The sequence below is a fragment of the Faecalibacterium sp. An121 genome (assembly GCF_002160915.1).
GTDB classification, from domain to species: domain Bacteria; phylum Bacillota; class Clostridia; order Oscillospirales; family Ruminococcaceae; genus Faecalibacterium; species Faecalibacterium avium.
Map to the genome: position 1 here is coordinate 66,969 of NZ_NFLM01000002.1, position 23,546 is coordinate 90,514.

Here is a 23,546-nt window from a genome sequence, read left to right on the forward strand (position 1 = left end):
AGAAATCGGTGTCTTATTCACAATTCATTTTATACTCGGCTATAGGCAATTCGGTCGATCTCTATTGCTATCATCTTTTTCGAATCCGATCGATCCAAGATTTTTTAAATGGAATGTCAAAAAACTCCCGTGCTTCCTCCAGGTTTATAACGATCCAATCGCGAGACTTATGAGGCTCCAACGTTTCCGGCAATTCTTTCAGGATGCGGTCTGCTTCCCAAGTAGCCCCAGCATTGTAACGCAATTCATTGGCTCGTTCGGAAATTTCAAAGGAGGAACGGCTCGTCTGCCAGGCATTACGGATCGTTTCCATGACATAACGGCCGGTTACTTTCTCACTGAAATAATCTTCAAGCGTCAGAGGCCGCACATAAGCAGGAAGATCACTTCCCGCGCACTCAGAAAAAATATCCAGCAACACTTGGGAAGAAGCTGCCAGAATATCGGGAGCACTTTCTGATGCATCGTCCTTTATTTCTTCCAGCAAATCAGCTACAATTGTCATCATCCGACGAAGGTACTCCCGGTAGAAAGCAGTCCCGATTTCACGCTGTACAGTGCGCACCACACTGCTGCGCATCACTTCTGTGTTTGTCAATCCTGCCTGAACACGGCAAATCACCGTGCGTCGAATCACTTCCGGTGCAACAGCTTTTACATCCTCATTGGCGCTGATCACAACAGCGGGATAATGCAGCAATCCTTCAGCTACGCCGAAATCATCATTTTTGATGGTTTCGATAGCATGTTGATTAAAGCGCGAATTTGTAAGATCATCAACAATAATAGGTGCCCCCTTTACGGTATGTTTCAGCTTTTCAATACCGGAACGTGTAAAGTCAGGAGCTGAGAGTTTGGGCTTTTGCCCAATCATCATTTTAAGAAGTGTTTCCAAAAAACTGGTTTTCCCAGCTTTGCTTTGTCCGTAAACCAGGCCGAATACCGGATAAGGAAGCAGATTTTGATTGTAACGGACCGCCATATCACGCATACAAGCCATAAACGGGGAACAGAAAAACCAGTTGGCAAACTCAAAATAACGCCGCTGCATACCAACAACATCACCATGAAATTTTTCATAGCCTGCCATATAGCTTAAAAAGAGTTGCACATCTTTGGCGACTTCTTCCTGTTCTGGATGTAAATCCAAATCGGTTCCATTGAGCCGAGCTACCGACTCATCCGGAAAAACTTCCAGTTCTGGATATTCGCTTTGGAGTTCTTTTTCTTTGGTTTTATTCACGGCAACTTGGCGACGGATCGTCTTTATTTTTTCTGGAGAAAGCAAAAGTTTTCCCTTTTTGTCTGGCTTTGGCACAGAAGGCGCCAGCTTGGCGGTCAGATTTTTAACATCCAACGCAAAGCGCACCTCTTCCCTTGCTTCTTCCAGCGGTTGAAGTACCAACGCTTTTTTGATTTGAACCGTTTTTGCAATAGGAAGCTTTTCCAGATTTTCTCCATCATCGGCAAAAAGCAAGGATTCTTTGGCTATTTGGTCCGTACTCTCATCCCGTAGCTGACAGTAACACTCCCAATACCAGTTATAAGCATCTTCATCATCCATATAACAAATATTTTCCCGCTGGCGGCCACCAAAAGCCGCATAAGACAAATTTGCGGAACCCATAATCACACGTTTTCTGCCATCCGCCGCAGAAAGAAGATAAATTTTTTCATGCGATAGCACACTATGCGCCACATAGAGACGCAGTGTTCCCTGATCAATGCGGGAAACCAGATTAAGCTTTGTCTTACTTGCAGTTTCTCTTATACGTTCTACCATCTTGCATTGGTATGCCATTACCTCCTGCAAGGAGTAGGAAATCACCTCATCACAGCCGAAAATGATCTCTGCCTCCACAAACAGATCCAAAAGGCGGTAGACAAAATCAATTCCAGAGGAGTATGTAATAGCATACAGTGTATCAAAGCCAGAAAAGAGATCTTGCCACGACATCGTCTCAACGCCAGAAAATTTCATCTTCACGACATCGAGGTTTCCGCTCTGTGACACTTCCATCTGCGCTTGTGCATCTTCCATCATGCCGAACATAGATAGGTTTTCCATCATTTCCCGCCTTTCCGTTGATTTTTTATTTTTAGAGATAGGTAAAGCAAATTGAGCAAATCGTCCTTACCTGGGTCAGTTCAGCGTTCCGCAGGAACGCGCAGCCGCAGAAAGAACTTCTGCGTTCAACTGGGGTTTGGGGCATTCTCTTGCGCTTAGCCGGTTTTTGCTGCGGGTCTTTCGACCTTGCAAAAACCGGAGCGCGGCGCCAGCGACAGCTCGCTGTTTCGTCCGCAGGACGCGCTTCGCTGTCGCTGCTCCAACAAGTATCGTCTGGCAAAGTGGATAGCCAGGCGAATTGCTTGCTGGAACTTTGGTACCAGCAAGCACTGCTTGCCGCGTCACCTGAATCTATATGGCATTCATTTCTATCGATCGATCTTTCATGACTCCTCCGCAATAGGCTCACCCGGATCAAGCAAACCAAAGTATTTTTCAAAGAAAGTTTTCAGCTTTTCAATAACAGTTTGTTTCTTCTTATCTCGTGGACTCCCGCCGCCAAAACGTGAGACCGGAGGCATCATTTGATCTATATCTGTTCCAGTCGTTTTTAATACACCGTCACGGAACGCATTGGACATAAACTTACAGGTTTCTTTCGGTTTAAGTTTTTCTTCTTGGATGAGGGTCTGGATATCTTTCTGCCGCTGCTGGCGGACAAACTTCTGCCAGTCTGCGCTGACATTGGTACTGGCATTGATCGTCTCCAGGAACTGCTCGATCAATTCTTTCTTGGAGCGCAGCTGCAGACTGGAACGGATGGCCTTATCAATGGCCACCAGAATTTCCTTATCCTTGCAGTTGTCCTTTCGATACTTCTCCACCAGCACCAGAATGTAGTCAATGTTGACCTCCACCTGCTTGACCAGTTCCATCTCAAAAACAACATCATCCATGATACTGTCTTTGTCGCCGGGCTTGGGCTTGATCTCCTCGTATACGTCGTGGTATGTACCGGTATAGTCCTGAAAATCGATCTCGGACAGAATCTCATGCCCCACAAAACGATCAAACGCAGACAAGATATTCCGTAGCCGCAGAATGTTGCCGAACAGAACGATGAAATCCTTTTTGTTTTGCTCTCCCAGAATGGGCTGTCCCAGCGGGAAGCGCTCCATCAGCTCCTCGATTCGCTGCTTATACCCCTTCTGTTCCTTGCCCTTGTCGTCGGTGTAGCCATAATAGTAATCTTCATAGGACTTCAGCAGGACGATGCCGCCCGCATCCTTATTGCCAAACAGCGCGATGGCATCATTGGTTTCTTTTTCCAGATCCCGGAAACAGACAATATTGCCGAAGGTTTTGACCGAATTCAGAATACGGTTGGTCCGGGAAAATGCTTGGATCAGGCCATGCATCTTCAGATTTTTGTCTACCCAAAGGGTATTCAAGGTGGTGGCGTCAAAGCCAGTCAGGAACATATTGACCACGAGCAGAAGATCCACTTCCCGCTTTTTCACCCGGTTGGAGAGATCTTTGTAATAATCCTGGAATCCCCTACTGGAGCTGTCATAATTGGTCTTGAAGATTTTGTTATAGTCGCCAATGGCCATGTCCAGGAAATCTCTGGAACTCTGATCCAGCAGATCTGTTTCAAAGCCTTCCTCGGCCAGCATACCGTCTGCAGGATCTTCTTCGTTGGCCGCATAGGAGAAAATGGTGGCAATGGTCAGGTCCCGATGCCGCTGAGCGATCTGCTTTTTCAGTTCCAGATAATACTTTTTGCAGACAGGAATGGAACTGACTGCAAAGATGGAATTAAATCCATTCACCCGCTGACCTTTCAAGCTGTACCAGGAATTCCGCATGGTCTTTTGATCAAAGTGATCCAGAATATATGTTACCACTTCTGAGATACGCTCCGGTGAGGACAACGCTTCCTCGGTGTCGATGGCGGTCACCTGCTTATCCCGGCCGGTATCCTTCTGTTTCATGGTGTTGATGTAATCAATGCGGAAGGGCAGCACATTGCCATCGTTGATAGCATCCACGATGGTATAGGTGTGCAGTTTCTCTCCAAATGCTTGGGCAGTGGTTTTCAAATGGGGGTTGCCGCCGCTGGCAGCATTCTTGGACATGATGGGCGTGCCGGTAAAGCCAAAAATATGGTAGTTTCTGAAATACCGGTCCACCTTGATGTTCCTGCCGCCCTTTTTGATGACGCCCCCTACGATGCGGGTGTGCATATCGCCAAACTGGCTGCGGTGGCACTCATCGAATACCAAAACAATGTGCTTATCCCGGACGGGATGGTTCGGGTTCTTAGTGATGAACACATCCAGCTTCTGGATGGTGGTGACAATGATGCGGTAAGGGTGGAAATTGCCCTTTTCGTCCCGATCCTCCAGCTGGCGCTGCAGCACCGCAGTGCTGCGGTTGCCGTTGGCCGCGCCCTTCTCGAACCGGTCGTATTCCTTGATGGTCTGGTAGTCCAGGTCCTTGCGGTCTACCACAAACAGCACCTTGTCAATGTAGGGCAGGGCCGTGGCAAGCTGCGCCGTCTTGAAGGAAGTCAGGGTTTTGCCGCTGCCTGTGGTGTGCCAGATGTAGCCGCCGGCCTCCAGGGTGCCGGTTTTCTTATAGTTGGTGGATACTTCGATCCGGTTCAAGATCCGCTCGGTGGCTACAATCTGATAGGGCCGCATCACCAGCAGAAGATTTTCCGAAGTGAACACGCAATACCGGGTCAGGATGTTCAGCAGCGTATGCCGGGCAAAAAAGGTCTTGGTGAAGTCCACCAGATCCGGGATGGTTTGATTGTTGGCGTCCGCCCAATAAGAAGTAAATTCAAAGCTGTTGGAGGTCTTTTTGCTGCGGTTCCGGGCAGATTTGTCCTGCTCCCGGATGTGGCTGTCCCGGGTTGTATTGGAATAGTACTTGGTGTGGGTGCCGTTGGAAATGACGAAGATATGCACATACTCATACAGCCCGCAGCCAGCCCAGAAGCTGTCCCGCTGGTACCGGTTGATCTGGTTGAAGGCTTCTTTGAGAGCCACGCCCCGGCGTTTCAGCTCCACATGGACCAGAGGCAGACCATTCACCAGAATGGTCACATCGTACCGGGTATCGTGGCTGCCGCCGCTCTCCTCATACTGGTTGATGACCTGCAAGAAGTTATTGTGGATGTTCTTCTTGTCGATGAGGGAAACATTCATAGTTGTGCCGTCCTCGCGGGTGAGGTTCTGCACAAAATCTTCCTGGATCATCCGGGTCTTTTCCACGATGCCATCGTTGGCGTTGGCCAGCTTGGTCTTGAAAAAGCCGTCCCATTCCCGGTCGGTAAAGCTGAAATGATTGAGCCTTTCCAGCTGACGGCGGAGATTAGCCACCAGGTCCGCCTCGCTGTGGATGGTCACATATTCGTAACCCTGCTCCCCCAGCATCTTGATGAAGGCCGCTTCCAGCGCCGCCTCACTCTGGTAGGCATCGGAGCGCTTGGTCTGGGGTTCGTATTCTGTTACTACAGTACTTTCGCTGGAGGACAGTACAAGGTTATAGGTGCTCACAGGCTCCTCCTTTCGTCAGGTTAAAGGCTTAAAAGTCAATAGCTTGTCCCGGTAGTATTCATATTGTTTTTTCCGGGCTTCAATCTCAGCGGGCAGGCCACTGGTCAAATCGTTGCAAAGGTTATCAAAGCGGTCAAGCATTTCAACTATTTCCTGCTGTTTTTGAAGTGCAGGAAGCGGAATGATTGTATTTAATATCAAAGATGAGTTTAAGTCTCCTCGCGCTCCTTGCTTCTTGGTGAGCAATTCATCATAACTTCGGCATACACAATAATAAATATAGCGATATGAAGCTACTCTATCATCAATTTCAAGATTCAAGCAATGCTGATTTGTTGTTGCCCGGATCTTATTAATTGCACACCTACCGGCAGATGCTCCTGAGATGGCAATTATTACACAGTTTTCAGGAATCCACTTTGCGGCTGTTTCAATAACTGCTTTCTCAGTAATATAGCTATCAACCTCTGTAATCTCATTAAATTTTACATCTTGTGTCCTAATCCATGGAATCCTGCCACCTTCATAATAATTCCGGTTGGATTTGCTCGGTGTGGCACCAGAACTTCTGTGAGCAACAACCTCAGCTAATTCAACATAAACAACCCCAAACACATACTGAATGAGCTTAATTATACTCTGTCTGTCTGTCTGTCTGTCTGTCTGTCTGTCTGTCTGTCTGTCTGTCTGTCTGTCTGTCTGTCTGTCAAGATTGTCGCGCCGGTCGCGGTATATGTCAAGAGGGCATCGCGGTAATATTCATACTGTTTTTGCCTTGCTTCAATCTCAGCGGGCAAGCTAATACTCAGGTCGGAGCAGATAGCTTCAAAGTTGTCAAGCACCTTAGCTATCCGGTTCTGAACATCAAATGGTGGAATAGGCAATTCCAATGATTTAACAATATCAGCATTCAGATTCTGTACCGTTCCTCTAGAAGCTTTTTGAGCCAGGGTATTTTGAATCGTTGTACTACTCAAAAGATGATAAAGGAAATCCGGGACAAATGAATCCTCAAAATCGCTGATGGATAGCCAGCCGTCATGAATACATCCGTGTATTTTGGAAATATATGGACGCCCAAAACTCATGGAGTTGGAAAGGACAAAATCTCCCGGATTTATGTGTCTGGATTTTTTTGTTCCTTCTTCCGTAATTTTTTCAGCTGTTTCAGTAATATACTTACTACCAACAGGAACATCGCCAATTTTAATCCATGGAACGCCGTTTTCGTCGGCCGTAATATAGGATTGAATTGGCCGTGGCGAAGCCCCTCTAACAATCGTAGCCACTTCGCCGAATGTCCGCCGCACAACGTTACTTGTCCCTCCCTCGCAGACATCAAAGGCCAGCAGCCTATTTTGATAATACTCATACTGCTTTTTCCTAGCGGCCAGCTCCGCAATCAGCTTTTCGGTCAACTCTGCGGTCAGCTCTGTGAAATTGTCCAGAATGCGGACAATTTCACGCTGGATTTCCAGAGGCGGAATCGGAACACAATACTTCATAACCGCTTCTTTACTTCCTCTAGGCATTTTTGCCCCTTTTGAATTTTGCATATCATACATGAAAAACTGATCTGATGATAAAACATAATAAAGAAATTTGGGCAGCAATTTGCTTATATCATTTATTTGCACGGTTAGAACATCTCCGTTTGTTCCTCCAGAACAATCAGCCAGCCATATTTTTTTCAAGTAGGGGCGAATATTTCCTATAAGAATATTTCCTTTTTCAAAAGCAATTATTTTTCCTGTTTCGGGAACGGTACTTGCGGAAATTTTTCCCAGTTTATTTTGGAGTAAATTTTCCACTCCTACATAATTATCACAGCTAACTTCAGTAGCATCGATTCTCGTCTTCGAATAATGTGCCACCTCTTTTAGCTGTACTATCGCTACCCCATCCGGGCAAAGCTGCTGGATCAATGTTTCAAGTTTGCTCATACCCACACTCACCCTTCGATCTCCCCGATGATCTTTGCAATCTCATCCCGCAGCACCTGCTCTCGGGCCACGATCTGTTCGATCTCGGCGTTGAGCTTGACGATGTCGATGACCTCCCGGGTGTCTTCCGGCTGCACATAAGTGCTGACCGAGAGGTTATATTCGTTCTGGGCGATCTCCTCGTAGGGGACGCAGCGAGCAAAATGGTCTACATCTGCCCGGGAGACAAACTCGTCCACGATGCGGCGGATGTTCTCCTCGGTCAGCTTGTTGTTATTGGTCACCTTGATGCACTCCGCCGAAGCGTCAATAAAAAGGGTGCGGTTGTCCGCCTTGCTCTTTTTCAGCACTATGATGCAGGTGGCAATGGAGGTGCCGTAGAACAGGTTGCTGGGCAGCTGGATAATGCAGTCAATGAAGTTGTTGTCGATCAGGTACTGGCGGATTTTCTTTTCCGCACCGCCACGGTACATGATTCCGGGGAAACAGACAATGGCAGCCGTGCCATTGGTAGCCAGCCAGGCCAGGGAGTGCATGATAAAGGCCAAATCCGCCTTGGACTTGGGTGCAAGGACGCCGGCTGGCGAGAATCGTGGGTCGTTGATCAAAACCGGGTTGCCGTCCCCCTCCCATTTGATGGAATAGGGAGGATTGGAGACGATGACCTCAAAGGGTTCATCGTCCCAGTGCTGGGGATTGACAAGGGTATCCTCGTGGGCGATATCGAACTTGTCGTAGTCGATATCATGCAGGAACATATTGATCCGACAAAGGTTATAGGTAGTCAGATTGATTTCCTGGCCGAAAAAGCCTTGGCGGACGTTATCCTTACCAAGGATTTTGGCCGCTTTCAGCAGCAGTGACCCTGAACCGCAGGCAGGGTCATAGACCTTATTGACCTCGGTTTTGCCTGCAACTGCCATCCGGGTAAGCAGTTCAGAAACCTCCTGCGGTGTAAAAAATTCACCACCGCTTTTACCAGCATTGGATGCGTACATACCCATCAGGTACTCGTAGGCATCGCCGAACGCGTCGATGGAGTTGTCCTTGTAATCCCCCAGTTTCATATCTGCAATGCCGTTCATCAGCTTAACAAGATTGGCATTTCGCTTGGCCACTGTAGCTCCAAGTTTGTTGCTGTTAACATCAAGGTCATCAAACAGTCCGGCAAAATTGTCCTCACTGGGACTGCCTTTGGCCGATTCCTCAATATGGCGGAAGGCTGCTTCCAGGGTCATGTTCAGGTTTTCATCTTTTCCTGCCCGTGCTCTCACATTGCAGAACAACTCCGAAGGAACCATGAAAAATCCTTTTGTGTTAATCATGTCCTTGCGGGCCTGTTCAGCATCCTCATCCGACAACTGCGTATAATCGAATCCGTCGTTGCCTGCCTCCCATTCTCCCTCGTTGATATAGTTGGTCAAGTTCTCAGAAATATAGCGGTAAAACATCATGCCTAGTACATAGGCCTTAAAATCCCAACCGTCCACACTACCCCGTAGTGCATCGGCAATGGCCCAGATGGCGCGGTGCAGTTCGTCCCTTTCTTGTTCCTTCTTCATATCGACCATTTCTTAGATTCTCCTTCGTTAATCTCCATCTGCATCGTCCATGTCTGATCCCAAAAATCCTCAAATTGCAAACCGCTCTCCATTACCCACAGGTCGGGAAAACGCACATCATTTTTTACGTTGTGTGCAGTTTTGTACACAACGTTTTCCTCTTGCCCTTTCATCCGTACGCCCCGTGCCCCATCAAACCAGCGGGAGTGCCGGTAATGTCTCCCAAAAATGGCGCCATGCAAATGGATACTCCTTTTTTGAATAGAATAACGCAGTTTCTATACTATAAAACGGACTTTTGTACACAAATGGGCAGATGGTTTTTTCTTTATTATACACAACCGAGCGAAGTACTTCAATTCCGACAACCCTTTTCCTGGGCAGAAGGGTTCTTTCATAGACCAGGCTATCCCTACATCGCCCCTCAAAAGGTGTACTATCAGTACCCCCTAAAGCGCAAAAAAGGGTACTCCCAGTCACTCCCCCAACATCAGAAACTGTGGTATCCTATTTACAAGCTCCTGTCAGGGTTGTCTACGAGACAACCTAAGGCTCTCTACGAGACACTCCCGGAACCCCAAAAAACATGGTATCCTAATCATAGCATCCCCCTTCAACCGCCCAGGTGGTACTAAGAGACACGGTAACCGGTACTACGAGACACTCCCGTCAGGGCAAATTCCCTGGTAAACTTGAATCAAACTCTCAGAACCTTGAAAAGTGAACATGCAGCCCTTTGGTACTTCCAGATCATGATACTTCCGTAACACGCGGCCCGGCCAAGAGAAGGCACGAACGGCGACCGCGTCCAGTGGACGAAACAGGGAGCCGTGAGTGGCGCAGCGCTCCAATTTTTGCAAATGGACTCTAATCCACGCAGCAAAAATTGGACAAGCGCAAGAGGAATCAACAAGATTATGGAGCGGTGCAAATCCGCCGCCAAAGGGTTCCCACTCTCAGGGATGCCGGGGGGCAAATATGAGAGAACCGTCCCATTGGGGCCGTATAGGCCCTACAAACCATTCCGCATCCAGTCAAACCGTAAACCACAAATGTGAAAGGAGGCCGTTCTATGTTGAAAAAATTAAAAATCGACCCCGAGTTTCAGAGCAAGATCCCGCCCTTGACCTTCCATGAACGCAACCAGCTTGAAACCAACATCCTGGAGGAAGGCCGCATCCTGCATCCCTTGATCGTCTGGAACGGCCTCATCGTGGACGGTCACACTCGCTACGCTATTTTAAGGCAGCACCCCGAAATCCAATACACCATTCTGGAAAAGGACTTTGCAAACCGCCATGAGGCGATCATCTGGATCTGCAAAAAACAACTGGGCCGCCGCAACCTGACGCCAGAGCAGCGCAATTATGTCCTGGGCAAACAGTATGAGGCCGAAAAACTCTCCCGCGGCGGCGCACACCCGCGCAGCGTTGCCCCGCCGTCAGAACCACCAATTGCTCAATTGAAAGGGACTGGCAGCGCCACTTGCGACCGCATTGCAGCGGAGTATGGCGTGAGCAGAAGCACGGTGCTCCGTGCAGAAACCTTTGCCAAAAGTGTGGATGTCGCAGAGAAGGCTGTTCCCGGAACACGGCAGGCCATCCTCTCCGGCAAGCTCAAAACCACCGACAAAGCTATTTCTGCCATTGCCAAGGCTCCGCAGGAGGAACGGCCCGCTCTGGTCCAGCAGCTTTATCAGCCAAAGCCGGACAAGCCCATGCGCCGCACTCCCAAAGGCGCCGCGGCCGCCCAGTACAAGGCCATCGAAGAAATATCCGCCAAGATGGAGCAGCCCGCTGGCCCCCTTGAACAAAACGATATTCTGGCCGAGTTGGAAGATGCCCTTCGCCTCATGATATCCCGCTGGAACACCTGTCTGGCGCACAACCCGGATCATCGTTCTGCCTGCCAAGCAGGCATCCGCCGCCTGGCCGAAGAGGGGGTCCATTACCTCCAGACCATGGCACAAGATGACGCCGGGCCGTCATATCAGACAGGCATTCCGCAATAAATTGCAGCAAACAGACATACCAGGAGGTGACCCGGTGAGGAAAACGCCCCCCATCAAAATCATTGTACACTATCCCCAGACCCAGCAGGGCATGCAGGAGCTGGCGCAGCGCCTGGCCGATGTCCACGCTGATGCCGTAGTTTCGGCCATCAACAAGCTGGACTGCCCCCTCAAGCAAAAGCTGGACCTGCTGCAAGCCGTGATCGACACCACCAGGGGGACCTATCAGCCCAAAAAGTCTGCCGAAGCAGAGCGTTAAAACCATGCGTCCCAGAGAGAAAACTCTTCGGGACAATTCCATAAATACGCAAATAAATCAAAACCAGAGAGCAAAGCCATTGCCTTATTGGTGTCCAATGGATATAATAAGTGCAGAGGTGATATCCATGAGCATCCAGGAGCGCAAGGCGCGCATCCTCATCAACAAGGCGGGCGGGAACGCCGGACCTGAAGGAAAAACTTACCGAGTCGCCCTGCCCGCGGCATGGGTCAAGCAACTGGGCGTCACCAGCGCTGACCGGGAGGTACTTTTGCAGTTTGACGGCGAGAGCATCACCATCCGCCGGGCCGCGGCCGCCGGCTACGACGGCTTTCTCGCACAGGCACGAAAGCACGGGCATGACCTTTTGATCTTATATTTTTACGACGGGGACACCCTCTGCACCAAGATCTGCGCCGACCGGACAAGCCGGCAGCTCGCCGTCGAAAACCTGACAGACGACCCGCTTGCCACTGCCTTTGGCGTCAACTTTTCCCCCAACTGGGAGGACCTGCGCATCTTTTTGGAGAGCCGCTGCGTCCCGTGCCAGCGGGACGGGTTGTCCCACTACCTGGCGGAACTGGGGCTGGACCGCTACGACCCGCTGGAGATCATCCGCAAGACGGCAGGGCGGATGGCGGAGGATCACTTTTGGATCAAGATTTTGGAGGGCTGACCATGTCGATCAAGTTGACCACCGGGGACCGCATCGCGGAGACCTCGTCCAAGGGCAATCAGGAAAAATGGCGGGAAAAGGGCCGCTGGTACAAACTGGACCTGTTCGGGTACGAGGGGATGGCCGAGACAGTCATCTCCACTCTGTTGGGGCAGACCAACGTGGAGGCGTTGGGGTTCCGGTATGTTCCCTACCGCATGGAGCGTCTGGAAGTCCATCGGCGGGTCCGCAACGGCTGTTCCAGCCCCGACTTTTTGCAGCCCAGCGAGAGCATCCTGACCCTTGCCGATCTCTTTCGCAAGGGAGTCGGCCCTGACTGGCAGGCCACGGTGGCCCGCCAGCCTAACTTTGCTGGCAAGGTGCGCTGGATGGTCGAGCAGACCGTCCGGCTCACCGGCCTGCAGCGGTTTGGCGCTTATCTGACCCTGTTGTTCGAAGCGGACATGCTGTTCGGCAACGAGGACCGGCATCTCAACAACATCGCCGTCCTCCGCCGGGGCGATGGATTCGACTACTGTCCCCTCTTTGATTTCGGGGCCGGGCTGCTCTCCAACATCCGGGACTACCCGCTGGACATCGACCCCAAGGCCCACGTCCGGCTGCTCCGGGCCCGCCCGCTGGATACCACCTTCACGCGGCAGGTCCATGCGGCACAGTCTCTTTACGGCCCGCAGCTTGCGTGGCATTTTACTCCCGCCGATCTTGCAAACGCCCTGGCTGAGGCCCTGACGTTCTACGCCCAGCGGGACGCCGCTTACATCGCCGAGCGGGCGGCTGTTTGTGTCGAAATGCAGCAGAAAAAGATGAAGCAGTAGGTTTGTGCTTCCCAAGCAAAATGCACCATCGTGTGTTTTAGGACGAAAATCCTTATTTGTTCTTCCGCACTCCGGCCAGGTCTCTCCCCCTGCAAAACTGCCTCCTTATTCTCATAAGATGAAAGAGGATGCGTTCCGCTCTGTGCACAAGGAGGCTTTTGGTATGTTGTTGGCTCTGCTTCACTTTTTCTCCGCCCAGTTTCTGTATCTTGCCCTGCATCTCGAATCCGGCAGCTTTCCCCGTCCCATGACCCCCCGGGAGGAAGCCGCGGCCTTTCAGGCCCTGCGCGGCGGCGACCCCGACGCCCGGGAGAAGATCATCCGCCACAACCTTCGTCTTGTGGCCCACATCGCAAAAAAGTACTATTCCCTGCCCGGCGACCAGGATGACCTCATCAGCATCGGCACCATCGGCCTGATCAAAGCGGTCAATACCTTCGACTGTTCCCGCCAGGCCCGCTTTTCCACGTATGCCAGCAGGTGCATTGAAAACGAGCTCCGCATGCAGTTCCGGCGCGAGAAAAAGACCGGGCCATCCATCTCGCTCCAAGAGGCCCTGGACACCGGCAAGGATGACTCGGCGCTGACTTTGTCGGATCTGCTGCAGGACACTGCCTGCATGGAGGAGAACTGCGAGAAAAAGGACGAGGCCGCCCGGCTGCGCGGCCTGATCTGCGCTCTGCCCCAGCGGGAACAGCAGCTCATCCGGCTGCGGTACGGCCTGGATGGCAGGCCCCCTCTCACCCAGCTGGAGACGGCGCGGCTGATGGGTATCAGCCGCAGCTATGTGTCCCGTTTGGAAACGCACGCCCTCAAGCTGCTGCGCCAGAACTGGCAGGCCTGAACCCGGACTGCAAATCGGGCGGAGCCGCCTGGCCCCGCCCTTGCTTGTTTATTTCACCACGTCATACGGCCAGGTCATGATCCCGCCGAACTCGTAAACGTCCGTGTACCCCAGCTCGGCCAGCGCCTTGGCCGCCCTCTTGCTGCGGCTGCCGCTGCGGCAGTAAACCAGCACGGTATCGTCCTTTTCCGGGATCGCTTCGGCGGCGCTCTCCCCGTCGATGGCGCCCAGCGGCAGCAGTACCGCGCCGGGGATATGGCCGCTGTCGTACTCCTCCTGCTCCCGCACATCGAGGACGATGACGTCCCCGGCCTCCATCCTCTCCCTGGCTTCTTCCTGGCTGATCTTCTGATCATGTTCCATGGTTTTTCCCTCCAAATCTTAAAAGTAAAGCAGTGAACCGTGTTGACACGATCCGTTTCATTTTGCAAACTCCTTTGCGATCTCTGTCCCTGTTTTATTCTATACAATAAGGCCCTTTGATCCCATTCCGCCGCTCCGCCTGCCTTGTAGTCTCCCTGCCCCGGTGCTATCCTATGGCTGTATGTGGGGCGCAAAGCAGGCGTTTCCGTACCGGAACGCTTCCCTCCCATCCTTAAATTTGTCTAAAATCATACTCTTAAATTCGGCAGTCTGCCAAAACTTTCTGCATTGTGCGGAAAATGATTGACAAGATTCGGACGACATGGTATTGTAGAACCGAACATAAAAGAAGGCAAGCCTGCACAGCAGGCTTTTGGTTGGATTGTTACCGGTCGTGCGGGCTAGACCAACTCCGTGGATGCTCTTGGCTTTGGATAAAGAGTGTTTGAGGGGTTTGGTCTTTTCTTTTTGCCTGGCGGTGCAAAGGGAGGCAGCGGGGTGCGCATCAAAAAGGTCATCAACAACAACATCCTATGCGTCATCGACGAAAAAGGCATCGAGAGCATCGTCACAGGCCGGGGACTGGGCTTTGGCCGCAAGGTCGGGCAGTTTGTGGACCCCGAGGCGGTGGAAAAGGTCTACCGGATGGAGGACAAGACCGTTCAGCACCGTCTGCGGGAGCTGGTGGAGCAGATCCCCCTGGAACATCTGCGCCTGACCGAGAGCCTGATCGAGGAGATCCGGGCCGCCGTTCGCCAGCCGCTGAACGAATCCCTGCTGATCACCCTGGCCGATCACATCAGCTTCGCCATCCAGCGCAAGGCTCAGGGCATCGAGTTCAAGAACCCGCTGGCCGGCAGTATCTTCTGTTATTACCCCACCGAATACCATCTCGGGCAGAAATGCCTGGACATGATCCGCGACACCTGCGGTGTGGAGCTCAACCCCGACGAGGCTGCCTTCATCGCGCTGCACATCGTCAACGCCGAGCTGAACACCGACATGAGCGAGATGTACGACATCACCCGGCTCATCGACGGCGCGGTGGAGGTGGTGGAATACTTCTATCGCGACCGGGGCGTGTTCGACCGGGAATCTCTGGATTTCAGCCGCTTTGTGGTGCATCTGCGCTACTTTGCCCAGCGGCTGTTCCAGGACAAGATGATCCCCGACAGCTCCAGCGAGGAGGACGCGGCCTTCCGGGCCACCATCGCCCGCAGCTGCGCCGAGCACTATAAATGTGCCCAGTGCATTGCGGCCTACATCCAAAACACCTGGCACAAGGACCTCTCCCAGGAGGAACTTGTCTATTTGACCATCCATCTCAAACGGGTGGCCGGGGGCCTGCGGCCAGCCACCCCGTAAAGCCACACAGGATAGTGACTGCATCGATCGTTATGTAGGCTAGACCTGTACATTTTGCCGCGGCAGTGCGCCCTGCCGGCGCCGGCAATGTGTACAGGTCTTTTTTATACCGACAGACCAAAGGAGGATTTTCATGAAAGACAAGATCTTTGGCGTATTGCAGCGTGTCGGCCGCTCCTTCATGCTGCCCATCGCCCTGCTGCCAGTGGCGGGCCTGCTGCTGGGCATCGGCAGCTCGTTCACCAACGAGACCATGCTGGAGGCCTATGGCCTGACCGGCGTCATCCACCCCGGCACCATCCCCTATACGGTGCTGGATATCATGAACCAGTGCGGCAGCGTGGTCTTCAACAACCTCGCGCTGCTGTTCGCCATGGGCGTGGCCATCGGCATGGCCAAAAAGGAGAAGGAAGTGGCCGCCCTCTCCGGCGCCATCGCCTACCTGGTCATGAACACGGCCATCTGCGCCATGATCAACGCCAGCGGCGGCGTGGAAGCCATGGCGGCCAACACCACCACCTCGGTGCTGGGCATCACCTCTTTGCAGATGGGCGTGTTCGGCGGCATCATCGTGGGCCTGGGCGTGGCGGCTCTGCACAACCGCTTTTATAAGACGCAGCTGCCCCAGGTGCTCTCCTTCTTCGGAGGCACCCGCTTTGTGCCCATCGTCTGTACTGCGGTCTACCTGCTGGTGGGCATCGCCATGTTCTATGTCTGGCCGGTGGTGCAGCACGGCATCGGCCTGCTGGGCAACCTGGTCATCAGCTCGGGCTACGCGGGCACCTTCATCTACGGCCTGATCGAGCGTGCCCTGATCCCCTTCGGCCTGCACCACGTCTTCTATATGCCCTTCTGGCAGACTGCCGTGGGCGGCACCGCCGTCATCGACGGGGTCACCGTCCAGGGCGCGCAGAACATCTTCTTTGCCGAGCTGGCTTCCAAGACGGTCACCGAGTTCTCGGTGGACGCCACCCGCTTTATGGCCGGCAAGTTCCCCCTGATGATCTTTGGCCTGCCCGGCGCAGCTCTGGCCATGTACCGCACCGCCCGTCCCCAAAAGCGCAAGGTCGTCTTTGGCCTGCTGCTGTCGGCTGCCCTGACCTCCATGGTCACCGGCATCACCGAGCCGCTGGAATTCACCTTCCTCTTTGTGGCCCCCCTGATGTACGCGGTCCACTGCGTGTATGCCGGTCTGGCCTATATGCTGATGCACATTCTCAACGTCTGCGTGGGCATGACCTTCTCGGGCGGCCTGATCGACCTGACCCTCTTTGGCATCCTGCAGGGCAACGCCAAGACCCACTGGATCTGGGTCGTGATCGTGGGTGTGGGCTACTTTGTGCTGTACTACATCACCTTCACCCTGATGATCTGCCTGATGGACCTCAAGACCCCCGGCCGTGAGCCGGACGACGAGGAGCCCAAGCTCTACACCCGCAGTGACATGAAGGAGAACGCCGGCCCCGGCGCTGCTCCCGCCGGCGACAACGTCTCGGCCACCATCCTGCGGGGCCTGGGCGGCAAGGCCAACATCTCGGATGTGGACTGCTGCGCCACCCGTCTGCGCGTGACGGTGGTGGACTCCAACAAGGTCAGCGACGGCCTGCTCAAGCAGAGCGGCGCTTCGGGCGTGGTCCACAAGGGCAACGGCATCCAGGTCATCTATGGCCCCCAGGTGGCGGTGATCAAATCCAATCTGGTGGACTTCATGGAGACTCCCGCCGCCGACAAGCTGGAGGCCGCCCCCGACTACGCCGCAGCTCCCGCTCCGGCGCCGGCGCCTGCCAAGGCCGCCCCTGCCAAGGCCGCCCCTGCCAAAGCCGCGCCGGCCACTCTGGGCGCACATATGGCCGGCACCGTGGTGCCCATGAACGAGGTGCAGGACGAGGCCTTTGCCTCCTGCGCTTTGGGCGAGGGCGTGGCCATCGAGCCCAGCGAGGGCAAGCTCTACGCCCCCGCCGACGCCCTGGTGGACAACCTCTTTGACACCCATCACGCCGTCAGTCTTGTGACCTCCACCGGCGCAGAGATCCTGCTGCACGTGGGCATCGACACCGTCAAGCTGAATGGGCAGTATTTCACCCCCCATGTCCAAAACGGACAGAAGGTCAAGAAGGGCGATCTGCTGATCAGCTTCGACCAGCAGGCCATCAAGGCCGCAGGCTATCTGTGCACCACCCCCATGATCGTCTGCAACACCGACGACTACGCCGCCGTCAAAGTCCTGACCAGCGGCGCCGTCCAGCCGGGCCAGGACCTTGTGCATCTCGAGTAACCCCTTCCGTTACACCCTGAAACCAGAAACCGGGCTTCCCTTTTACAGGGAGGCCCGGTCTTTTGTTTCCGGTTTTGGTTTTATGCCAGAGAGCCCATGGGGTCCCAGGGGGCCAGCTCGATGGGCTCGCCTTCCAGGGCCTGGCGCTGGGCATCGCTCAAAAAGCGCTTGTGGATCACGGCCTGGTAAACGAACTGGTCGAACCACTTGTCGCTGGCCACAAAGTAGCCCTTCCGGCCGGCGGTCTCACCCCAGCTGTTCTCGATCTTCCAGCGGTCGGGCCGGCCGGCTGCGTCCAGGTTGACGCCGCAGAGCACCATGGCGTGGTTCATGGCGCTGTCACGGTAGTCCAGGCGCTCGGCCTTGGTGAGGCTCAGGTCCAGCCCGCCCAGCAGTTCGCCGTACAAAAAGCTGTCGGGGTCCCAGATGCCGTCGTCGCGGCTGCCAAACTTGCCGCAGTCGCTGCCAAACCACACCGGCTCGCCCGCCTTCAGCTGGGCCACCGCCAGGGCTTTCATCTCCTCCATGGGCAGGTTGAGATGGCGCACTCGGCCTTCCACCACATTGCCCAGGTATTTGACGGTGTAGGTCTTGCCAAAGGGCTTGTCCTGGGTGGGGGCGTGGATGACGCTGACGTAGTCCTCCAGCTCCAGCCCGATGTACTTTTCATAGAAGTCCACCGGCGTCAGATCCCGGTCCACATGGTAGACGCCCTCCTTGTCGGTGTAGGCAAAGTCGAAACGGTCCACCGGGCGTCCAAAGCAGATGCACAGGGCCTTGAACAGCTCGGCCAGCATCTCGTCCTTGCGGGCGGCCGTGTCGCCGCCGGCGGCAGCCAGGGCCCGCAGCTCGATGGCGTCCTTGCGCAGCTTGGTGTTGAGCAGGCGCATCAGCTCGGCCGTGCCGCAGGACTGCGCCGTCTCGGGCATGACGCTGGCCGGCACGATGCCATACTTCCTGACGATGCTGACCATCATATCCCACTGGCCGCCGTCGCTGATGCCGTTCAGCACCCAGTCGAGGGTCCGGTCCGCCACCGGCCGTTCGGCGCAGTCCAGCACGCTCTCCAGAAAGAAGTTGATCTTCTCAAACTTGTCCCAGAAGCCCAGCCAGTTGCCCGACAGCTCGAACTTGTCCAGGCCGCACTTTTCCGCCACGATCTCCCGCATCACGTTCATGGATGCGAACAGCCAGCAGCGGCCGCTCTTTTGCTGCGCGGTGATGCCCCGGGTCTTGACCTCGACCGAAAAGCTGTCCTCCAGTTTGGCGGCCGCCATGGGATCCATGGCCGCCTTGCCCAGCGGACTGTGGGTGACGGCTGCCGTCAGCACCCGGGCCTCCCTGTCTGCGTCATAGTCTGCCTTGAAAGCGGCGATCATGGCAGGAGTGATCGATCTTGCGTGTTCCATTGCTTTTTACCTCATTTGTTTTTTCATCCGCAGCCGGCAGAGCGCCGGCGTGCTTTTTTGTTCCAAACCGGATCGGCTGCGGTCCATCGTAATACTATAACGTCCCGCCGGGCTTGTCAATCTTTTTTGGCCAAAGTCGCCCCAAAGGCCCTGCGCAGCGCATCGGCGCGGCGTGCGATCTGCACCCGGGCCGCCGGCGAATCCCGGAAGAAATCGAAACCGTGGAAGGTGCCTTCCACCTTTTCCAGCTGCACCCTGGCGCCGGCGCGGGCCAGGGCCGCGGCATAGGCGATCCCCTCGTCCCGCAGGCAGTCGAACTGCTCCACCTCCACATAGGCGTCGGGCAGCCCTGCAAAGCTGTCCGCCTCCATGGGCGAGGCGTAAGCCCGGCGGCTGCCCCAGCCGTTGCGCAGGTACAGCCGCCACATCCTCCGGTTCAGACGGGCGTTCCAGCAGGGACTGTCGGTGAACTGCCGGATGGAAAGGGTCTGCATCCGGGCGTCCGTCACCGGGTAGACCAGCAGCTGGAAGCAGAGCCGGACCTCCCCCGTATCCCGCGCCCAGAGGGCACAGGCCGCGGCTAGGTCTCCCCCGGCGCTGTCGCCTCCCACCGCGATGCGGTCCCGGCAGACCCCCAGCCGGCTGCTGTGTTCCCAGACGAACTGCATTGCGTCGCAGCAGTCCTCAAAGGCCGCCGGGAAAGCGGCCTGTTCGCTGGTGCGGTAGTGCACAAGTACCACCTTGCACCCTGCGCCCAGGCTGTAATCCATGACGTTCTGGTGGATGTAGCCCGCGTCGGCAAAGCAGAACCCGCCGCCGTGGAAGTAGACCAGACAGGGCAGCTCCCCCTGCGCCCCCACCGGCTCATAGACCGTCAGGGGCACTTTCCGTCCGTCCCGGCCGCGCGCTGTCTGCCTGGTCCGCCGCAGGCCGGGTCCCACCGGCGGCAGGGGCATCCGGGCCAGTACCCGGTTGCCCAGGGCCGCCGTCCGAGGCCCCACCAGCACACCCGGCACTACAAACAGGTGCAAAGGCGGGCAGCCCCTGGCCAGAGGATATTTGCGGTCCCGGCAGAATTTCCAGGCGGCCGCCCCCAGTGTCAGGGCCGCCGCCCATCGGATCTTTTGATGCATGACAGTTCCTCCCTTCGCTGTTTCCATTATAGCAGTCCGGGCCGCATCTGAAAAGACGCAGTGTTTCGGCGCGCCGGGGATGGCGCTTTGCGGCAAAGCGTGATACAATACAGAAAAAGGACACCGCCGCGCCTGCGGGTACGGCCCTGCACAACACCAGGAAAGGAAATCGAGCTATGAAAATCGCAGTTCCCTATGAAAACGGCAATATCTTCCCTCATTTCGGCCGCACGGTCCAGTTCAAGCTGTACGAGGTGGAAAACGGCCAGGTGACCGCCACCCGGGTGCTGGGCACCCACGGCCAGGGCCACGGCGCTCTGGCCGGCCTGCTGGAGCAGACGGGCGTTGACGTGCTGATCTGCGGCGGCATCGGAGGCGGAGCGCAGACCGCCCTGTCCACCGTGGGCATCCGGCTGTACGGCGGCGTGTCCGGCCCGGCCGACCAGGCGGTCCAGAACCTGCTGGCGGGCACCCTGGCCTATGACCCCGCCGTCCATTGCGACCATCACGGCCAGGAGCACGGCCAGCACAACTGCCACAGCGAGGAAAAGCACGGCTGCGCCGGCAACGGCGGCTGCGGCCGCTGACCCGCTATCCAGCCCGGGCTGCAAGGAGGAGGCTATGTCCAATATCACCAAAAAAGCGCTGGAGGCATCCCTGAAAAAGATGATGCTGAAAAAGCCACTGGCCAAGATCACCATACGGGACATCACCGACGACTGCGGCATCAGCCGCATGACCTTTTACTACCACTTCCAGGACATCTACGACCTGATCGAATGGTCCTGCATCGAGGACGCTACCCAGGCATTGCAGGGCAAAAAGACCTATGACACCTGGAGCGAGGGCCTGCTGCAGGTCTTTGAGGCCGTGCTGGAAAACAAGCCCTTTGTGATGAACGCCTACCGCTGCATCAGCCGGGAGCAGATGGAGAATTTCCTGTTCCGGATGACCTATGACCTGATCCGCGGCGTGGTGGACGAAAAGAGCCAGGGCGTCCCCATCACCGAGGAGCAGAAAGCCTTCATCGCCGGCTTTTACAAGTACAGCTTTGTGGGCCTGATGCTGGACTGGATCAAGCGCGGCATGACCCAGGACTACCGCCTCCTGGTCCAGGATATCACCCTGACGGTCCAGGGCAGCGTCTCCCTTGCCATCCAGAATTTCGCCCAGGCCGGCCGCTGACGGCCCGTCTGCCCCCTTACAAACCCGCCCCGGTGTGCAGTTTTTGCGCACCGGGGCTTTTCTGCCCATACCACCCCGCCGTCCTTTTATGCTACCATTCAGGCAACACCTACACATCACCCGGAAAGGACGGTCTATCTTATGTCGAACCATTTCTCCAAGCTCACCGCAGCCGCAGCCCTGGGGGCCGCCGGAGCCGGTACCGCCGTGCTGCTGCGCCGGAAATACCAACAGCAGCAGCGGGCCTGCGCAGTCCGCCAGGCCCGGCAGCTGGCCGGCTACCGCAACACCGAACGGGGCAAACAGCACAAAAATGCCAAAGGCATCTACTACACCAGCGGCAACTACGAGGCCTTTGCACGGCCCGAAAAGCCCGCCGGGGTGGAGGACAAGCAGGCCTGGATCGTGGGCAGCGGCCTGGCCGCCCTGGCCGCCGCCTGCTTCCTGGTGCGGGACGGCCAGATGCCGGGGGACCACATCCACATCCTGGAGGCCATGGACGTGGCCGGCGGGGCCTGCGACGGCATATTCGACCCCACCCGGGGCTACATCATGCGGGGCGGCCGGGAGATGGAGGACCACTTCGAGTGCCTGTGGGACCTGTTCCGCTCCATCCCCTCCCTCGAGAAGCCGGGGGCCTCGGTTCTGGACGAATTCTACTGGCTGAACAAGCACGACCCCAACTACTCCCTCTGCCGGGCCACCGTCCGCCGGGGGCAGGACGCCCACACCGACGGCCGGTTCAACCTGAGCCAGAAGGGCTGCATGGAGATCGTCAAACTGTTCATGACCCCCGACCAGGACCTCTACGACAAGACCATCGAGGACGTCTTTGACGACGAGGTGTTCCAGTCCACCTTCTGGCTGTACTGGCGCACCATGTTCGCCTTTGAGAACTGGCACAGCGCCCTGGAAATGAAGCTCTATTTCCAGCGGTTCATCCACCACATCGCCGGTCTGCCCGATTTCAGCGCCCTCAAATTCACCCGCTACAACCAGTACGAGTCCCTGATCCTCCCCATGCAGAAATACCTGGAGGACGCCGGGGTGGACTTCCGCTTTGGGGTGGAGGTGACCAACGTGCTGTTTGAGCACCGGGACGGCAAAAAGACAGCCACCGCCCTGGAATGCCGCTGCGGCGGCAAGGAACAGGGGATCCCTCTGACCGAGAACGACCTGGTCTTTGTCACCAATGGCAGCTGCACCGAGGGCACCATCTACGGCGACCAGGACCACGCCCCCAACGGGGACGCCGAGGTGCGCACCAGCGGCTGCTGGAGCCTGTGGAAAAACATCGCCCGGCAGGACCCCGCCTTTGGCCATCCCGAGAAATTCTGCTCCGACATCTCCAAGACCAACTGGGAGTCGGCCACCATCACCACCCTGGACGGCCGCATCCTGCCCTACATCGAGGCCATCTGCCAGCGGGACCCCCGCTCGGGCCGTGTGGTCACCGGCGGCATCGTCAGCTGCCAGGACTCCAGCTGGCTGCTCAGCTGGACCATCAACCGCCAGGGCCAGTTCAAAGAGCAGGACCCCGGCAAGGTCTGCGTCTGGGTCTACGGCCTGTTCACCGACGTGCCCGGGGACTACATCAAAAAGCCCATGAAGGACTGCACCGGCTGTGAGATCACCCAGGAGTGGCTCTACCACATCGGGGTGCCGGTGGACCAGATCCCCCAGCTGGCCGCCCACAGCGCCGTCTGCGTCCCCACCATGATGCCCTATATCACCGCTTTCTTTATGCCCCGCGCCAAGGGGGACCGCCCCGACGTCATTCCCGACGGCTGCGTCAACTTTGCCTTCCTGGGCCAGTTTGCCGACACCCCCCGGGATACGGTGTTCACCACCGAATACTCAGTGCGCACCGCCATGGAGGCCGTCTACGGCCTGCTGGGAGTGGACCGCGGCGTGCCCGAGGTCTGGGGCAGCGTCTACGACATCCGCACCCTGCTGGAGAGCACCGTCTGTCTGATGGACGGGCGCAGCCCGCTGGACGCCCTGCCCGGGCCGGTCCAGATGGCCGCAAAGCCTCTGCTGCGTCTGGTGCAGGGTACCGTGGCCGAACAGCTGCTGCGCCGCTACAACATCCTGCGGCCCGGCATGATGGAATAAGCCACGCAAAAAGCCCC

19 protein-coding genes are annotated in these 23,546 nt (G+C 55.8%); 10 read left to right on the forward strand and 9 right to left on the reverse strand.

Annotated elements, in window-relative coordinates; all coding sequences use genetic code 11:
• Positions 1–70: 70 nt before the first annotated feature.
• The 6 genes from B5E66_RS01565 to B5E66_RS01590 form a co-directional block, all read right to left on the reverse strand.
• Positions 71–2,071, reverse strand: a complete 2,001-nt coding sequence (locus B5E66_RS01565) for a phospholipase D family protein (protein ID WP_087228222.1) — start codon at positions 2,069–2,071, stop codon at positions 71–73.
• 380 nt (positions 2,072–2,451) lie between these two features.
• On the reverse strand, positions 2,452–5,574 hold the full coding sequence (locus tag B5E66_RS01570; protein ID WP_087228223.1) for a type I restriction endonuclease subunit R: 3,123 nt from the start codon (positions 5,572–5,574) through the stop codon (positions 2,452–2,454).
• Positions 5,575–5,589: 15 nt separating this feature from the next.
• On the reverse strand, positions 5,590–6,189 hold the full coding sequence (locus B5E66_RS12720; RefSeq protein WP_158098303.1) for a restriction endonuclease subunit S: 600 nt from the start codon (positions 6,187–6,189) through the stop codon (positions 5,590–5,592).
• A 17-nt stretch (positions 6,190–6,206) separates the two neighbouring features.
• Positions 6,207–7,517: a restriction endonuclease subunit S gene (locus B5E66_RS01580; RefSeq protein ID WP_087228225.1), complete on the reverse strand. Its 1,311-nt coding sequence runs from the start codon at positions 7,515–7,517 to the stop codon at positions 6,207–6,209.
• 8 nt (positions 7,518–7,525) lie between these two features.
• Positions 7,526–9,088, reverse strand: a complete 1,563-nt coding sequence (locus B5E66_RS01585) for a type I restriction-modification system subunit M (protein WP_087228226.1) — start codon at positions 9,086–9,088, stop codon at positions 7,526–7,528.
• Positions 9,076–9,321, reverse strand: a complete 246-nt coding sequence (locus B5E66_RS01590) for a hypothetical protein (RefSeq protein WP_087228227.1) — start codon at positions 9,319–9,321, stop codon at positions 9,076–9,078. The genes B5E66_RS01585 and B5E66_RS01590 overlap by 13 nt, the downstream gene beginning before the upstream one ends.
• A gap of 830 nt (positions 9,322–10,151) precedes the next feature.
• Between B5E66_RS01590 and B5E66_RS01595 the strand changes: the two genes are divergently transcribed.
• The 5 genes from B5E66_RS01595 (at position 10,152) to B5E66_RS01615 (ending at position 13,684) form a co-directional block, all read left to right on the forward strand.
• Positions 10,152–11,090, forward strand: a complete 939-nt coding sequence (locus B5E66_RS01595) for a hypothetical protein (protein ID WP_087228228.1) — start codon at positions 10,152–10,154, stop codon at positions 11,088–11,090.
• A 34-nt stretch (positions 11,091–11,124) separates the two neighbouring features.
• Entirely contained in the window at positions 11,125–11,349 is a 225-nt protein-coding gene (locus tag B5E66_RS01600) for a hypothetical protein (RefSeq protein WP_087228229.1), read from the forward strand.
• Positions 11,350–11,476: 127 nt separating this feature from the next.
• Positions 11,477–12,025 carry an AbrB/MazE/SpoVT family DNA-binding domain-containing protein gene (locus tag B5E66_RS01605; RefSeq protein ID WP_087228230.1) on the forward strand — a complete coding sequence of 183 codons (549 nt, stop codon included), beginning with the start codon at positions 11,477–11,479 and terminating at the stop codon, positions 12,023–12,025.
• A gap of 2 nt (positions 12,026–12,027) precedes the next feature.
• Positions 12,028–12,840: a hypothetical protein gene (locus tag B5E66_RS01610; protein WP_087228231.1), complete on the forward strand. Its 813-nt coding sequence runs from the start codon at positions 12,028–12,030 to the stop codon at positions 12,838–12,840.
• A 163-nt stretch (positions 12,841–13,003) separates the two neighbouring features.
• Positions 13,004–13,684 (forward strand): sigma-70 family RNA polymerase sigma factor, encoded by a 681-nt coding sequence (locus B5E66_RS01615; protein ID WP_087228232.1) that lies wholly within the window; start codon positions 13,004–13,006, stop codon positions 13,682–13,684.
• Positions 13,685–13,732: 48 nt separating this feature from the next.
• Here B5E66_RS01615 and B5E66_RS01620 read toward each other — a convergent pair whose 3' ends face one another.
• Entirely contained in the window at positions 13,733–14,047 is a 315-nt protein-coding gene (locus tag B5E66_RS01620) for a rhodanese-like domain-containing protein (protein ID WP_242958055.1), read from the reverse strand.
• A 498-nt stretch (positions 14,048–14,545) separates the two neighbouring features.
• Here B5E66_RS01620 and licT point away from each other — a divergent pair, with 498 nt between their 5' ends.
• The gene (gene licT, locus B5E66_RS01625) at positions 14,546–15,412 is read left to right on the forward strand and encodes a BglG family transcription antiterminator LicT (RefSeq protein WP_158098304.1); all 867 of its coding nucleotides are present in this window, start codon (positions 14,546–14,548) and stop codon (positions 15,410–15,412) included.
• Positions 15,413–15,545: 133 nt separating this feature from the next.
• Positions 15,546–17,687, forward strand: coding sequence for a PTS transporter subunit IIABC (locus B5E66_RS01630; RefSeq protein ID WP_087228234.1), 2,142 nt, complete (start codon positions 15,546–15,548; stop codon positions 17,685–17,687).
• 80 nt (positions 17,688–17,767) lie between these two features.
• On the opposite strand, the gene B5E66_RS01635 is transcribed toward B5E66_RS01630, so the two are convergent.
• Both B5E66_RS01635 and B5E66_RS01640 read right to left on the reverse strand, forming a co-directional pair.
• Positions 17,768–19,096, reverse strand: coding sequence for an aminopeptidase C (locus B5E66_RS01635; RefSeq protein ID WP_087228235.1), 1,329 nt, complete (start codon positions 19,094–19,096; stop codon positions 17,768–17,770).
• Positions 19,097–19,212: 116 nt separating this feature from the next.
• Positions 19,213–20,229 (reverse strand): alpha/beta hydrolase, encoded by a 1,017-nt coding sequence (locus B5E66_RS01640; protein ID WP_158098305.1) that lies wholly within the window; start codon positions 20,227–20,229, stop codon positions 19,213–19,215.
• A gap of 176 nt (positions 20,230–20,405) precedes the next feature.
• On the opposite strand from B5E66_RS01640, the gene B5E66_RS01645 reads away from it, so the two are divergent.
• The 3 genes from B5E66_RS01645 to B5E66_RS01655 all read left to right on the forward strand — a co-directional run bounded on the left by B5E66_RS01645 (position 20,406) and on the right by B5E66_RS01655 (position 23,529).
• On the forward strand, positions 20,406–20,816 hold the full coding sequence (locus tag B5E66_RS01645; protein WP_087228237.1) for a NifB/NifX family molybdenum-iron cluster-binding protein: 411 nt from the start codon (positions 20,406–20,408) through the stop codon (positions 20,814–20,816).
• A gap of 34 nt (positions 20,817–20,850) precedes the next feature.
• Positions 20,851–21,414, forward strand: a complete 564-nt coding sequence (locus B5E66_RS01650; protein WP_087228238.1) for a TetR/AcrR family transcriptional regulator — start codon at positions 20,851–20,853, stop codon at positions 21,412–21,414.
• Between the two features lie 141 nt (positions 21,415–21,555).
• On the forward strand, positions 21,556–23,529 hold the full coding sequence (locus B5E66_RS01655) for an oleate hydratase (protein ID WP_087228239.1): 1,974 nt from the start codon (positions 21,556–21,558) through the stop codon (positions 23,527–23,529).
• The last annotated feature ends 17 nt before the right edge of the window (positions 23,530–23,546 follow it).